The sequence below is a fragment of the Clostridia bacterium genome, assembly GCA_012840125.1.
Lineage (GTDB): Bacteria > Bacillota > DULZ01 > DULZ01 > DULZ01 > DULZ01.
This window is the reverse complement of sequence record DULZ01000092.1, coordinates 12,594-27,892: the sequence shown is the minus strand read 5'-3', so window position 1 is coordinate 27,892 and position 15,299 is coordinate 12,594. Positions and strand designations below refer to the sequence as shown.

At 53.3% G+C, this 15,299-nt stretch carries 12 protein-coding genes and 1 tRNA gene; 2 read left to right on the top strand and 11 right to left on the bottom strand.

Annotated features, from left to right (window positions below; genetic code table 11):
* Window positions 1-84: 84 nt before the first annotated feature.
* Together GXX34_10580 and GXX34_10575 are read right to left on the bottom strand one after the other, a co-directional pair.
* Window positions 85-1,407 (bottom strand): GTPase, encoded by a 1,323-nt coding sequence (locus GXX34_10580; GenBank protein HHW07948.1) that lies wholly within the window; start codon window positions 1,405-1,407, stop codon window positions 85-87.
* A 77-nt stretch (window positions 1,408-1,484) separates the two neighbouring features.
* Window positions 1,485-3,224 (bottom strand): methyl-accepting chemotaxis protein, encoded by a 1,740-nt coding sequence (locus GXX34_10575; GenBank protein ID HHW07947.1) that lies wholly within the window; start codon window positions 3,222-3,224, stop codon window positions 1,485-1,487.
* Window positions 3,225-3,382: 158 nt separating this feature from the next.
* Here GXX34_10575 and GXX34_10570 point away from each other — a divergent pair, with 158 nt between their 5' ends.
* Window positions 3,383-4,207 carry a ferridoxin gene (locus tag GXX34_10570; GenBank protein HHW07946.1) on the top strand — a complete coding sequence of 275 codons (825 nt, stop codon included), beginning with the start codon at window positions 3,383-3,385 and terminating at the stop codon, window positions 4,205-4,207.
* 112 nt (window positions 4,208-4,319) lie between these two features.
* On the opposite strand, the gene GXX34_10565 is transcribed toward GXX34_10570, so the two are convergent.
* Window positions 4,320-6,296, bottom strand: coding sequence for a TRAP transporter permease (locus tag GXX34_10565; protein ID HHW07945.1), 1,977 nt, complete (start codon window positions 6,294-6,296; stop codon window positions 4,320-4,322).
* Window positions 6,297-6,365: 69 nt separating this feature from the next.
* Window positions 6,366-7,430: a TAXI family TRAP transporter solute-binding subunit gene (locus GXX34_10560; protein ID HHW07944.1), complete on the bottom strand. Its 1,065-nt coding sequence runs from the start codon at window positions 7,428-7,430 to the stop codon at window positions 6,366-6,368.
* A 233-nt stretch (window positions 7,431-7,663) separates the two neighbouring features.
* Here GXX34_10560 and GXX34_10555 point away from each other — a divergent pair.
* A tRNA-Thr gene (locus tag GXX34_10555) sits at window positions 7,664-7,739 on the top strand.
* 57 nt (window positions 7,740-7,796) lie between these two features.
* Here GXX34_10555 and GXX34_10550 read toward each other — a convergent pair.
* The 7 genes from GXX34_10550 to GXX34_10520 all read right to left on the bottom strand — a co-directional run bounded on the left by GXX34_10550 (window position 7,797) and on the right by GXX34_10520 (window position 15,197).
* Window positions 7,797-8,336, bottom strand: coding sequence for an O-acetyl-ADP-ribose deacetylase (locus tag GXX34_10550; protein HHW07943.1), 540 nt, complete (start codon window positions 8,334-8,336; stop codon window positions 7,797-7,799).
* A gap of 58 nt (window positions 8,337-8,394) precedes the next feature.
* Entirely contained in the window at window positions 8,395-9,576 is a 1,182-nt protein-coding gene (locus GXX34_10545; GenBank protein ID HHW07942.1) for a methionine adenosyltransferase, read from the bottom strand.
* Between the two features lie 13 nt (window positions 9,577-9,589).
* Window positions 9,590-10,810: a bifunctional phosphopantothenoylcysteine decarboxylase/phosphopantothenate--cysteine ligase CoaBC gene (gene coaBC / locus GXX34_10540; GenBank protein ID HHW07941.1), complete on the bottom strand. Its 1,221-nt coding sequence runs from the start codon at window positions 10,808-10,810 to the stop codon at window positions 9,590-9,592.
* 43 nt (window positions 10,811-10,853) lie between these two features.
* Complete coding sequence (gene rpoZ, locus GXX34_10535) at window positions 10,854-11,057, bottom strand: DNA-directed RNA polymerase subunit omega (protein ID HHW07940.1); 204 nt, start codon at window positions 11,055-11,057, stop codon at window positions 10,854-10,856.
* Window positions 11,058-11,090: 33 nt separating this feature from the next.
* Entirely contained in the window at window positions 11,091-11,363 is a 273-nt protein-coding gene (locus GXX34_10530) for a DUF370 domain-containing protein (protein HHW07939.1), read from the bottom strand.
* 36 nt (window positions 11,364-11,399) lie between these two features.
* Window positions 11,400-12,278, bottom strand: coding sequence for a YicC family protein (locus GXX34_10525; protein HHW07938.1), 879 nt, complete (start codon window positions 12,276-12,278; stop codon window positions 11,400-11,402).
* Between the two features lie 156 nt (window positions 12,279-12,434).
* Complete coding sequence (locus GXX34_10520; GenBank protein ID HHW07937.1) at window positions 12,435-15,197, bottom strand: calcium-translocating P-type ATPase, SERCA-type; 2,763 nt, start codon at window positions 15,195-15,197, stop codon at window positions 12,435-12,437.
* Window positions 15,198-15,299 lie beyond the last annotated feature (102 nt).

Sequence of the window (15,299 nt, the reverse complement as noted above, 5' to 3'; positions counted from 1 at the left end):
TTATCTCTATCAAATTAAATACGATGTCCTTGAGGCGATACCTGCATCAGGACAATGAAAAATGTCCGGCAAAGATACCGGACACTAAAGCTGCAATTTGGATTTCAGCAGTTCTTCCAAGTTCGGTTCCCCGATTTCCTGTAACTCATACCGGACCCTGACCGTAGGCTGCTGGATCCTGATCACTCTAGTTAAATCAATGGGAGTACCGATCACTACCGCATCGGCATCAATGGCGGCAATGGTAGCTTCCAGTTCTTCCAGTTGAATCTTGCTGTAACCCATGGCCGGCAGGATGTAAGACAAGTGATTGTACTTGGCGAAAGTATCCTTAATGCTGCCCACCGCATAAGGCCTGGGATCGATTAGCTCTTTAGCTCCAAACTTCCGCGCTCCGATGGCACCGGCCCCGTAAGCCATGCTGCCGTGGGTTAAAGTGGGACCGTCTTCCACCACCAGTACTCTCTTACCCTGCAGCCATGAACCGTTTTCCACATAAATCGGCGAAGCGGCATCGACCACCAGGGCCTGGGGGTTCACCTTTTGGATACTGGCCCTGACCAGGTCCACATGCTCCGGATTGCTGGTCTCGATTTTATTGATAATCACAATGTCAGCCAAGCGCAGGTTGGTGGCCCCGGGATGATAGGTCAATTCATGGCCGGGCCGGTGGGGGTCCACCAGGGTAATCATGACGTCCGGCTTGTAAAAAGGAAAATCGTTGTTCCCCCCGTCCCACAGGATGATATCCGCTTCCGCTTCCGCTTGGCGCAGGATTTGCTCGTAGTCAACTCCTGCGTACACGACGCAGCCGTTATCCAGGTGAGGTTCGTACTCTTCCCGCTCTTCAATGGTGCATTCATGCTTATCCAGGTCCTCATAGGAGGCAAAGCGCTGGCAGGCTTGCTTGGCTAAATCCCCGTAGGGCATGGGATGGCGCACCGCCACCACGCGCTTGCCCATGGCCCTTAAAATTCCGGCCACGCGCCTGGTGGTCTGGCTCTTGCCGACGCCGGTCCGGACGGCACAGACGGCGACCACGGGCACTTTGCTCTCCAGCATGGTGGTCTTGGGACCCATGAGGCGGAAATCAGCGCCGCTGGCCATCACCAGGGCGGCCTTCTCCATGACATACTGGTTGGAGACGTCGCTGTAAGCAAAAACAACTTGATCTACATCATGGGCCTTAATAAGACGCTCCAACTCAGCTTCGTCATAAATGGGAATACCGTCTGGATACAATTTGCCGGCCAGCTCAGGCGGATATTTCCGCCCGTGAATATCGGGGATCTGGGTTGCCGTGAAAGCCACCACTTCGTAATTCTCATTATCCCTGAAATAGGCATTAAAATTGTGAAAATCCCTACCGGCAGCACCCATAATGATAACTTTGACCTTTTGTTTCATGGCATGCACTTCCCTCTAATCAATATTTATTCATTACATAGTATAATTATTCATGACCGCCTTGTCTACTATAATTTTCACTTAATTTTAAAGTTGGCTACCGCCGACAGCAAATTACGGGAAGTCTGGGCTAAGACATTGGCGGAAGCGGAGATTTCCTCCACCGCCGCGGCTTGTTCTTCCGAAGAAACGGATGCTTTCTCCATGCCTTGCGAAATCTCGGTGATAATATTCACCATGCTGTCCATGGCTTCAGACTGTTGCACGGCACCGGCTTCGATCTTCTCGGATGCGGCCACAGCTCCCTCTACCCGCTGGGAAACGGCCTGAATGGCTGCCAGGATACCGTCAAAAGCTTCCCTGGTCTTGGTGATGGTCTCCAGCCCCCGCATGACTTCCCGGTTGCTTTCCCTGATGGCTGCCTCCGTCACCGACAGCTGCCGCAGGATTTCCTGCACTACCGCGGCAATCTCATTGGCCGCCTGCTGGCTTTCGTCAGCCAGCTTGCGCACCTCATCCGCCACCACGGCAAAACCGCGGCCTTCAGCACCGGCCCTGGCCGCTTCAATGGCAGCGTTCAAAGCCAGTAAGTTCGTTTGCCCGGCAATATCCCGGATCATCGCCAGGAAGGATTCCACCTGCCGTGAATGATCTCCCAACTGCCCTACCGCGACAGCGGTTTCTTGGGTGACGCGGGCGATAGTATCCATCTGTTTCATCGTCTCCTGCAGCTGGAGTTCTCCCTGAGCCGCCATGCGGGATACCTCAGCGGTAGCGGCGGCGATTTCCTTGTTGCTTTCGCTCACCACGAATACACCGCCGGTCACCTCTTGGATGATCGTCTGGGTGTTGTGCACATGTCTCAGCTGCTCATCCATCCCGCAGTGAATCTCCTCAATGACGGAGGCAATTTCTTCCGCGGCATTACCCGTTTCCTCGGAGGCCTTGGACATTTCTTCGCTAATGGAGGCCACTTGCCGGGCCGCTTCTACAATACCCGCCACCAAACCGCGCAGGTTCCCTTCCATGTGATTTAAAGCCCGGGCCATGACACCGATTTCATTCTTGTGCTTGACGACCACGGGATCTCCACCGAGCACCCCTTCACTGATCTTGGACAGGCGATCGGTGACTTCCATCAGCGGTTTGGCGAACTGCCGGGAGAATAACAGGACGAAGGGGGTACCGACCAACAAGCACCCGGCCAGCACCAGGAGAATAAAATCGAGAATGCGGTCAGCTCCGCTGTTCAAGTCACGCAGGTAGGATCCGGTCACTACAATCCAGCCCCAGTTGGGCTCTAGTTCACCGTAAGCCACTTTCGGCGCCCAGGTGGACAAGTCATGGGGTAAGGGCCAGTCATAGTAAGTGAAACCGCCCCCGCCTTGGGCCTTGGCAATGATCTCCTGGATGAAATATATCCCATCCTCGGTTTGTTTTAACCAGAAATCCTCTCCCTCACTGTTGGGATGAGCGAGCATCATACCCCGGGCATCCAAAACGTAAAAATAATCGCTTTCGCCAAAACCTGATTTCAGGCTAATGGACCTGGTGCCGTCGGGGTTTTGCTCACCGATCAGCAATGCTTTCGCCCTTTCTTGGGCCTCTGCCAGGGACATGTGCCCTTCTTGGACACAATAATCGAGCCCCTGCAGGAGCCGCATCGCCATGGTGACCTGGTTTTGCAAGGCCCTGGCCCCCAGCTGGTCCAGTTCGCCTTTCGCTACCCGGTAACTAGCAATACCTACCAGTAAACTGGGCACAGTTAAGAACAGAAAGGCAATAACCAGCAGCTCGATGGCAATTTTTCTCCGCATCCTGTCGCGCCTCCTCATGGACGAACCTTAACTCGTTATAATAATCACTTTGCCGTTGGCAAATGCCGGCAGTTATGAGATACTACTGTCCGGGATCAAGTTTAATCACTTGTCTGTAAATTCATTTTTTTACAAAATATGCGAAAGGGGAAGTAATAATGAATTATTTTACCATTTCTTTCGACAAATGTAAACAGGATGGCCTCTGCGCCGGCGAGTGCCCTGCCGGCATTATCCGGTGGGAAGGGAAGGGCAGTTTTCCCACCATCCCGGCAGGCGGTGAAAAGTTCTGCCTGCAGTGCGGTCATTGTATAGCCATCTGTCCCGCTGCCGCCATCGGCTGGTCATTCTGTCCTCCGGAGGAATGTCCTCCCGTCCAACAGGAGGCCCTCCCCTCTTCAACTCAAATAGAACACCTGCTCAAGGCCAGGCGTTCCATTCGTGCTTTCAAAGACAGCACCATTGACCGCCGGGTTTTGCAAAAGCTCCTGGAAACCGCCGCTTATGCACCCAGTGGGCACAACTTGCAGCCGGTAAACTGGATTGTGGTGGAGAAGCCTGCGGAGGTAAGAAGACTGGCAGGTTTAGTGGTGGATTGGATGAAATACATGATTAAGAACAAGCCGGAGACAGCTCAGGCTTTGGCTTTTCCTCACATTGTGCATTATTGGGACCAGGGTCATGACCGGGTATGTCACCATGCGCCCCACTTGTTGGTAGCCCACGCCCCTAAAAAAGTCGCTTCATCCGCTACCGATTGCGTCATAGCCTTAACGTACTTAGAGATCGCTGCCTATGCCATGGGTATCGGGGCTTGCTGGGCCGGCTATTTCACTACCGCCGCCAATGTGTATCCTCCCTTGACGGAAGCCCTGGGCATCCCGGAGGACCATCGCGTGCCAGGCACTTTGCTCCTCGGTTATCCCTTACGCACCTATCGCCGCATTCCGAAAAGAAATGCGCCCAAAATCACCTGGCGATGAAGTATACAGCCACCGCCCTGCCAATCCTTGACAGGCGGTGGCTGTATACTTTACATAGGAGGAGCATGTTCCAAGTACCAGAAGGCCCCTTGGCAGCAGTTCCTCTATATCTCTAATTGCTCACGGAACTGACCTGGGCCGAACCTCGATCCTTTTGCACCATCTTCCGGAAGAAGAAACAGCACACTAAGAACACCAGCCCGGCGACATCAAATAATACACTAGGCGTAATCAAACTCAAAGCAGCCCCGAAGAACAGGACGCGCATGACCAGGTTCAGGGGTCCCATAAACCATCCTTGCATGGAACAGGCCAGGGCGTAGACACCGATGGCCGCTGTACCAGTCCTGAGCACGATGATGTTCCAGTCCCCCATGGCTAAGAGCTCGGGAGCATAGAAGAACATGAAAGGTACAATATAAGAAGCAATACCTAATCTAAAGGAGGTAAAGCTGGTTTTCATAGGATCGCTCCCGCTGATGCCCGCGCCGGCATAGGCGGCCAATGCCACCGGCGGTGTAATGGCGGACAGGCAGGCGAAATAGAAAATGAACATGTGAGCAATCAGGGGCTCGACCCCCATCCTAATCAAACCGGGGGCCATGACGGACGCCGCCACGGCATAGGCAGCGGTGGTGGGCATACCCATGCCCAACAGAATGACCACGACCATGGTGAATAACAATGCCGCCAACTTGCTGGTACCGGCAATGGCCAGCAGCAGGGACGAGACTTTCAAACCGACACCCGTCAAGGAAATCACGCCCATGATAATACCGGCGGCTGCACAAACGGCCATCAGCTGAATGGAACCTTTGGCCCCGGCCTCCAGAGCAGTAAATATCTTACTTAAGCCCATGCGGTTATCCTTGCTGAGCCAGCTGATCACCAGGCTGCTGACAATGGCATAGAAGCCGGCATAGGTAACTGATTTACCGGACAGCAGCAAGGCAAACAACACCACTACCGGCAGGAACAAGTAGCTCTGCTTCATGACTTTAGTGAAACTGGGCAGCATATGCCGCGGCAAGCCGAAGAGCTTTTGTTTAATTGCTTCCAGGTCAACCATGAAATAGACGGAAAGGAAATACAGGATCGCCGGAATAATGGCGGAAACCATGATGGTCTGATAGCGTATGCCGGTCAACTCCGCCATAATGAACACACCGGCACCCATCACAGGGGGCATGATCTGCCCACCGGTGGAAGCCACCGCTTCCGTGGCTGCGGCGAACTGGGGTGAATAACCCACCTTCTTCATCAAGGGAATGGTCAAGCTACCCGTCGCCACCACATTACCGGCCGAAGTACCGTTCATGGTTCCCATCAAAGCACTGGATACCACCGCCACTTTGGCCGGGCCGCCCCGCAGGTGGCCGCTAATGGAGAAAGCCCATTCCACGAAGTACCTTCCCACCCCGGAATACTGCAGGAAGGCACTGAAAATGATAAAGAGGATGATGTACCTGGACGAAATATCAGTAGGTACGCTGAATACACCGTCTAAGCTGTAAATGTAAGTGAAGAAGCGTTCCAAGGTATATCCTTTATGCTTTAAAACACCCGGCAAGTAGGGTCCCATGAAAGCGTAAAGAATGAAGACGATGGCCAGGATGGGCAAAGAGTTCCCGGCCGTACGCCTGGTCAATTCTAACACAAGAATAACTCCGATCAAGGCAATCACAAAATCGGCCGTCTCCGGGAGCACACCCGCCCGGTACCGCAGCTGCTCCAGGTTATACAGAACGTAAGCGCAAACAACCACACTTAAGCCGGCCATTATCCAGTCAAGCCAGTGCACTTTATGCTTGGCTTTGGCCCAACCGGGAACCAACAGAAACCCCAGTACGGACAAGCTGGCAATATGGAGGATACGAAAAGTCCAGGTCTCTAAGGGATAAAATCGCAAGACAATGATATGGAACAACGCCACCAGCGCACCGAACACTGCCACAAATTTAGCCATGCCCCCTGACAAGTTGCGAAAAATGCTGTTTTCCGCTTCCAGATCCGGTTCCAGTTCGATGGGATCCTGCGTCAATTTGGCTGACAATTCTTCCGTGCTGCTACCCTTGCTTTTAGTCGTCATACCGGCACTCCCTTCTCTCAAGAATCTTCGGTGAGGAAATGCGGCCTTGGAAAGGCCGCACTTGTCCCCTTACTTTTGATACTCAGGCGGATACACTTCGGCAGGCAGTTCGATGCCCAATTCTTCAAAATACTTGATAGCACCGGGATGCATCCACATCCAAGTATTGTGCACGATGTTTTCCGGAACCGTCTCCACGGCGGAGCTGTGGGTCAGGACCAGGTCCTCATGATGTTCGAACACAGCTTTCACGATTTCATACACCAGGTCATCAGGCAGGTCTTTGTGCGCTATAGCCATATTCCAAATGCCGATGGTTTCTACATCTTCCTCCAAGAAGTCATAGGCATCAGCAGGGATGGTCGCCGGGCTCCAGTACGGCCATTCCGCAATGACCTTCTCCCTGGCTTCCCCGTCAATACCGAACAGCACGATTTCCTTTTGAGCTGCGGTTTCCAGCACACCGGCCACGGGGATACCGGAAGCGAAACTGTTGGCATCAAGCTGGCCGTCCAAGTGTTGGGTCACCAGGTCACTCAATCCGGCCAAGCGGTTCGTAGTTTTGATGCCCAGCAGTTCCAAGATCCTTGGATGGTAGGTACCGGATGTACCGCCGGCCGGGCCCACGCCCACTATCTTACCTTCTAAATCATAAATGCTCTTAATACCGGAGTCCTTGGTAGCCCACCACTGGGAATAAGTGTTATACATGGGGAAGATCACCCTGACATCCCGGTGCTGGACGCCGTTAGTCCAGTCGCCTTCACCGTGCCAGCCTTCCCAAGCGGGTCCCATGGTGACCATACCTAATTCCACGGCTCCATTTTGCACCAGCTGCATGTTGTGATTGGGCCCGCCGGTAACTTCTACCCCAGTGGGGATGCTCAGAGCTTTTTCAATGACCTGTGCCCAACCACCGGCATACACATGGTACACACCGCCAATGGATGCAGAACCGATGGTTAAAGAAGACGGCCAATTACTCCTGTCTCCTGCCGCTGACGTTTCTCCCCCCTGGTTGTCCGACGGAGCCGGTGTAGAACTGGTGTTTCCACCGCCTCCACAGCCTGCCACCAGGAGTGACAAACCTAACAGCAGTACCAAGATGAGATACACCCGTTTCCTGTTTCGCATGACTGACCCCCATTTCTCTAAAATATGGAAGCTCATCCATTCGCACCGTGTTCTGTTTTGCGAATTGTCTGAACTTCTCGAGTATTATAATAAATTAGCCCGTGGAGGGCATCAATATTTCGTTCATATTGGTCATAAAGCTTATCCGGTGCTCAAGTTCCTTAATTCTCTTCTGCATTAAATCTTGACAAAAAACCGTACCTTAGCTAAGATTTATGTAAAGACAGTTTCATGCTGAGGTAGCTCAGTCGGTAGAGCAATTGATTCGTAATCAATAGGTCGAGGGTTCGAATCCCTTCCTCAGCTCCAGACCCTAAAACAAAAGTCCTGCAGTCGTTCCTGCCGCAGGACTTTTGTTTTAAAGGCTCAGTTCGGCAATTGGTCAAAGATTTCCCGGTAAATCTCATAGTTGTCCCGGTTAAAGCACACAAAGATAACCTTCTCCAACCGGCTGTCTTCCCGGAGAAACTTTACCACCTCGTCCAGGGCTACCTGAGCCGCTTCTCTTTTCGGATAGCCGTATACCCCGGTGCTGATATTGGGAAAGGCCACCGTTTTTACGCCGTGTTCCACGGCCAGGCGCAAGGAGTTCCGGTAAGCATTTCTTAACAACTGCTCTTCTCCCCGGTTTCCTCCCCGCCACACGGGCCCCACGGTATGGATGACATATTTGGCGGGCAGGTTTCCCCCCGTGGTAATCACCGCTTCCCCGGTAGGACACCCTCCTTGTTTCTCCCGGATCTTCATGCATTCCTCCAGAATAGCCGGCCCACCTGCCCGGTGAATGGCCCCGTCCACACCGCCGCCTCCCAGCAAGCTGTTATTGGCCGCATTGACAATGGCGTCTACAGCCAGCTTGGTAATGTCGCCTTGGATAATCTCCACCCTCTCTCTTACAGAGCGCATCACCGCATTCACCCCCTATGAAAAAGCAGCACTGCTTAAGGTAGTGCTGCTGCCATGATTAACAACCTGCTTCTTGGCGCAAGATCTCCGCTTTATCCGTTTTCTCCCAGGGCAAATCGAGTTCCGGCCGGCCGAAATGACCGTAGGCGGCTATTTGCTTGTAGATGGGACGCCGTAAATCGAGTTCTTTGATAATGGCTGCGGGTCTCAGGTCAAAGTGCTTCTCGATGAGTTTGGCCAACACATCATCGCCGACCTTGCCGGTACCGAAAGTATCCACATAAATAGCTAACGGCTTGGCCACCCCAATGGCGTAAGCCAGCTGCACTTCACAACGCCGGGCCAGCCCGGCAGCGACAATATTCTTAGCCACATACCGCGCTGCATAAGAGGCGGAGCGGTCCACCTTGGTGGGATCTTTGCCGGAAAAAGCACCGCCGCCATGGCGGCCGTAACCCCCGTAGGTATCAACGATGATTTTCCGGCCGGTCAACCCGGTATCTCCTTGGGGCCCGCCGATGACAAAACGGCCGGTGGGATTGACATAAAACTTGGTGTTTTCATCCAACAGGTTTTCCGGAATGACCTTCTTGATTACCTGCTCAACCAAGTCGTGACGGATCATGTCCATTTCGATATCAGGGCGGTGCTGGGTGGACAAAACCACCGTATCCACGCGAATGGGCCTACCGTTTTCGTATTCCACCGTCACCTGGGACTTGCCGTCAGGCCGCAAATAGGACAAAGTGCGGTTCTTTCTCAACTCCGCCAGTTTTTGGCACAGTTTATGGGCCAAAGAGATGGGTAGGGGCATCAACTCCGGTGTCTCATCACAAGCAAAACCGAACATCATCCCCTGGTCCCCTGCACCGGTGGCAAATTCGTCATGAATCTCTCCCAGCTTGGCTTCTAAAGCCTTGTCCACCCCTAAAGCAATGTCGGGGGACTGCTCGTCAATGGCGGTTAAAACGGCGCAAGTATCGGCATCGAAACCGTACTTGGCCCTGGTATAGCCGATTTCCCGCACGGTATCCCGCACGATTTTAGGAATATCCACATAGATATCGGTGGTAATCTCACCGGTTACCAGCACCAAACCGGTGGTCACTGCCGTTTCGCAGGCTACCCGGGCATCCGGGTCTGACGCCAGAATAGCATCCAACACCGCATCGGAAATTTGATCGGCGATCTTGTCCGGATGTCCCTCAGTCACTGATTCGGAAGTAAACAATTTTCTCATGATGCCACTCTCCTTATCCTCTGTCTATTTGATCTAGTTTATGAAACCGGGGTAAGCTCTCTATGGTCTCTAAAATCCGGTGAGCTAACTCTTCTTTGGGCATTAAAGGCAGTGCTTGCCGTTGACCGTCAGGGAAAAGGAGAGTAACCAAGTTAGTATCGGCATGAAAACCGGCATCCTGACGTGTGACATCATTGGCGACAATCAGGTCCAAATTCTTTTGCTCCAACTTATGCCGCGCATTTCCTATCAAGTCTTCCGTCTCTGCCGCAAACCCGACTAACACCTGGTTTTGTTTCTTTTCCCCTAGTTCCTTCAGAATATCAGGATTCTTAGTCAGCAAGAGCTCTAACTCGGCTTCTCGCTTTTTAATCTTTGTCTCAAAAGGCCTGGCCACCCGGTAATCGGCTACGGCAGCGGCCATGATCACTACCTGAGCTTCGGGATAATGCTCCAAAACCTCCTGCCGCATTTCTGCTGCCGTCTCCACCTGAACAAAACGAACGTTAACAGGCGGCTGCAGGGCAACCGGACCCGAAACTAAAATAACCTCAGCTCCTTTTAACATGGCGGCTTTAGCCAGTGCGAAACCCATTTTTCCGGAGCTACGGTTACCGATAAAGCGTACCGGATCTATGTTTTCCCTGGTTCCTCCCGCGGTGACGATGACTTTCTTGCCGGTTAAGGTTTTCGAGGCAAATAAATGGTATTCGATGGCGGCTAAAATCCGTTCCACCGACGCCAGCTTGCCGGTACCCACGGCACCGCAGGCCAGCCTGCCTTCTTCCGGTTCGATGATGTGCGCTCCTCTTCTTTTCAGGATGTTTAAATTATCCTGCACCGCCCGGTGCCGGTACATATTGGTGTTCATGGCCGGGGCCACCAGAAGGGTTTTGTTGAACACCAAAGCAATGGAGGTCAAAAGATTATCGGCTAACCCCCAGGCCAACTTGGCAATGGTGTTAGCCGTCGCTGGAACCACCACGAAAAGATCCGCTGCACCGGCCAGTTGTACATGGGGCACAGCCATGCCGGAAGAAGAGGTGAATTCATCCAACCAAACCGCCTTGCCCGTCAACGCTGCAAAAGTCACGGGAGAAATAAACCGGCAGGCATTCTCGGTCATGACCACCTGCACGTCATGCCCCTGCTTAACCAGTTGGCTCACCAGGTCGGCAGCCTTGTAAGCCGCAATGCCACCGGTCACCCCTACCAGTATGTTTTTTCTCTCCACCTGTACACCCCTTCCCGGTGACACCCCGGTCACCCTGGGTTAACTATTTGAACTTAGATGTAGAGAACCGGTAATTAAATTTATTTTCAGCAATCTCATACAGAGCCTGGGTCACAGGTTTAATCAATTCCTCTTTATTGGTATGGGCGTTGGTAATCTGGCGGGCCCGCTTGGCCGCCAGCACCGCCAAGCTGTACTTGCTGTCCACATGGCGCATTAGTTCTTCCAGTTTGGGTTGGTTCATCAGCATGCCTCCTTCCCTGAGAATCCTCAGAAGGATTTATTCCGCCACATCTCCTTGAGCAGGCTGTTCCTTATTAATTAATCGATTGGCTACGGTTTCCGGTTGCACAGCGGACAAGATGACATGCTCGCTGTCCGTGATAATCACCGCTCTGGTCCTGCGCCCATAAGTGGCATCGATCAGCATACCCCTGTCTCGTGCTTCCTGGATGATGCGCTTGATCGGTGCTGACTCCGGGCTGACAATCGCCACAATCCGATTTGCCGAGACTATATTGCCGAATCCAATATTAATGAGCCTGATTTCCAAGAAACGCCCCCCTTTTGCCACTGTGAGCTTCTTCCGTTACTCTAGATTCTGCACCTGTTCCCGGATCTTTTCCAGCTCACTTTTTACTTCTACCACCAGTTGGCTGATCTCCAAGTCATTGGCCTTGGAACCAATCGTATTGATTTCCCGGTGCAGCTCCTGCACCAAAAAGTCCAGTTTCCTCCCCACCGGCTCAGCCGCCTTGAGGTTGCTGACCAGTTGGGTTAAATGGCTACGCATGCGCACCAGTTCTTCATCAATGGCGCTTCGCTCAGCCAGGATAGCCACTTCCATGGCCAGCCGTTGCTCATCAACCGGAACCCCCGCCAGCAAATCCTGGAGCCTTTCTTGGAGCCTCTTCTGGTAAAGGGCCGGCATTACCTGAGAGCGGCTGTCTATTCTATCCACCAAAGCCAAGATGGACTGCTGTCGCCGGAGCAAGTCCCTGGCTAAGGCATCTCCCTCCACCTGCCGCATGGCCACCAGCCCCTCCGCCGCAGCCAGCAGGGCTTCTTGCAACACAGGCCAGAAAGCCTCCATATCCAATTCAGCTTCCTGTATCTCGATGATGTCAGGTAGCTGGCAAAGTTCAAATAGCGTAATATTCAGCGGAATTTTGAGAAATTCGCCTAATTCCTTCAAGGAATTATAATAAGCTATTGCCAATTCTTTGTCAACCTTGACGAATCGCGGGCTTTCTTCTGTTTCTTCCACGTTGAGAAACACATCCACCCGGCCCCGGGAAACATGCTGCTTGACCAAATTCCTGATTCTTTCCTCCAAGGCATAATACTGTTTCGGCAGCTTCACCTGTATTTCCAGATACCGGTGGTTGACGGATTTCATTTCCGCCGTCACTCTTTTCCCACAGCCTTGACTTTGGCCCCTGCCGTAACCGGTCATGCTTTTTGGCATAAAAAAATACCTTCCTCCCCAATATAACCTTATATGTTCGTATTTCCATTATTTCTGCTTTCGCTGTAAAATACCCTTTTTGCCCGGCAAAAATAAAGGAAGGCACACCCTTTGGCCGCTGGTTGATCAAGGCCAAAGACGGCATGCCTGCCTCCTTTACTGATTGTAGACAGGTTTTCTTTTCGGGAAATGGGAGAGCAAATAGCGTAACCCGGTCAAGTACGTCGGCCCGCCCGACACCAGCAGGATCAACAGCCAGTGCACCTCATTGAGAGCCGTGGTTTTGAATACCGGCTGCAGCACGGGCAGGTAGATGACCGCCAGCTGCATCATTACGGAAAGGCTTACCGCCAGCACCAAAAGCGGGTTCCCGAAGAAACCTATTTCAAAAGGAGTATGCCGCTCCGAACGACATTCAAATACGTAGAACAGCTGGAAGAAGACCAGAGTGGTAAAAGCGATGGTTCTGGACAGGGTTAAATCACCCAGGGACAGGTAATAGGACACCAGGAAAACCAGCAGCGTACCCAGCCCGATTTGTATGCCCCGGCTGAGGATGATTTTGGCTAAGCCGTGGGCAAAAACGCTTTCCCTGGGATGACGGGGCGGCCTTTGCATGATATCCGGGTCGGCCTTATCCATGCCCAGGGCCAGGGCCGGCAGCCCGTCGGTAACCAGGTTCACCCACAGGATTTGGATGGGCAGCAACGGGAGGGGCATGCCCAGCAAAGCAGCCAGAAACATCGTCACGATTTCCCCAATATTGGACGACAGCAGGTAGCGGATGAATTTCCTGATATTATCATAGATAGCTCTCCCTTCTTCCACCGCGGCCACAATGGTGGCAAAATCATCATCGGCCAGGATCATGGCCGATGCTTCCTTGGTCACATCGGTTCCTGTTTTGCCCATGGCGATGCCGATGTCTGCCTCCTTGACCGCCGGTGCGTCGTTCACCCCGTCGCCGGTCATAGCCACCACGTGGCCTCGCTGTTTCAGGGCGCGCACAATCCGCAATTTATGTTTAGGAGAAACCCGGGCATAGATGCTGATATCTTCTACTACCCCGGCCAACTCCTCCTCCGTCAGCCGGTCCAGTTCGGCACCGGTCATGACCCTTTTGCCCTCCAAGGGAAACCCCATTTCCCTGGCAATGGCTTCCGCCGTCACCTGGTGATCGCCGGTGATCATCACCGGTTTAATGCCCGCCTGACGGCAAACCTGAATGGCTTTGACGGCAGCGGGCCGCGGGGGATCAATCATACCTACCAGACCAAGAAAAATCAAGTCTCGCTCCACCAGTTCCTCTGCCGGCCCGTCCTTCATTACCGGTCCCAAAGGCTTATAGGCCAGGGCAATCACCCGCAGGGCCTTTTTGGCCATGGCTTCATGCTGCTGCAGCAAGGCCTGTTTCTTGTCGCCTGTCAAAGGCATGACCCTGCCGCCTAGCATGATCCGGTCGCAAAGATCCAGGATGACATCGGGGGCTCCTTTCGTGTAGGCGTTTAACCCTTGCTCGCCCTTGGTAATCACCGTCATCCGCTTACGGTCGGAATCGAAAGGGATTTCCTCAATCCTGGCTTCTTCTCTCTCCAGGACTTCCCGCCAGTAGTTGGCCTTGGCCCCCAGTACCAGCAATGCTCCTTCCGTAGGGTCGCCGGTGACGGTCCATTTAACCTCTCTTTTGCCCCGGGCACCGCGAAAAAGACCGCCTAAGCTAATGCCGTCCCGCACCAGACTGCTGTTGTTACACAAGGCGGCAACTTTAAGCAGGTACATTAGGGGCTTCACTCCCTTAACCGGGACCACCGCCCCGTCACCGTCCAGGAATTGTCCCTTCGGATCATACCCATCCCCGGTGATAGTAAACAGCCGGTCGTCGCAGTAGACCTGTTTCACCGTCATCTGGTTTTGGGTCAGGGTGCCGGTCTTATCGGAGCAAATCACCGTCGCACAACCCAGGGTCTCCACAGCCGGTAGTTTCCGCACGATACTCTGCCGCCGGACCATCTTCTGCACCCCGATCGCCAAAGCCACCGTCACAATGGCGGGCAACCCTTCGGGAATGGCGGCCACCGCCAGGCTGACACCGGCCAGGAACATTTGATACACAGGCTCGCCGCGCAGGACCCCGGTAATCATGATCAGGGCACAAATGAAAAGACAGGATAAAGCCAACCAGGTACCCAGCTGGGCCAACCTTTTTTGCAGAGGTGTTTCCTCGGATTTGACCGTGTCCATCAAAGCGGCAATCTGCCCCATTTCCGTCTGCATGCCGGTGGCCACCACTATTCCCTTGCCCCAGCCTTTCGTCACGGCGGTGCCCAAATGGGCCATATTGCGCCGGTCCCCCAAAGGCACATTTTGCCGGTCAATTTTCGCCGCGGTTTTGGGAATGGGATATGACTCTCCTGTTAACATGGATTCCTCAATTTCCAAGTTATGGCTTTCCACAATGCGGGCATCGGCGGCCACTTTGTCCCCGGCATGCAAGATTAAGATATCACCCGGGACCACATCTCTGGCAGGGATTCTCATCTCGCTCCCGCCCCTTAAAACGGTGGCTTCCGGCGCCGCCAGGCTTTTCAGGGCCTCCATGGACTTTTCCGCCCGGTACTCCTGCACAAACCCTAACGTCGCATTGAGAAATATAATGACCAGTATGGTAATCGCATCGGCATATTCTCCCAGCAAGCCGGAGATCAGGGTGGCACCGATGAGAATTAATACCATCACATCGGTGAATTGCGAGGCCAGGATTTTGACGGGCGAAATCCCCTCCTGTTCCTGCAGCTGATTGGCCCCGTAAGTCTCCAGGCGCCGCTGCGCTTCCGCCTGGCTTAACCCTTTCGTGATGTCGGTTTTTAAGAGCTGCCCGACTTCCTGCTGTTCTAATTGATACCACTGATACTTCGGCAAAATCAACCCCCCTAGCTCTGGTAATCATTTCCTAGGGCATTTATATTCCTCCTGCTGCTAATAAATACCACCGGGCGGGGGACAAAGCACGAGAAACTTTTC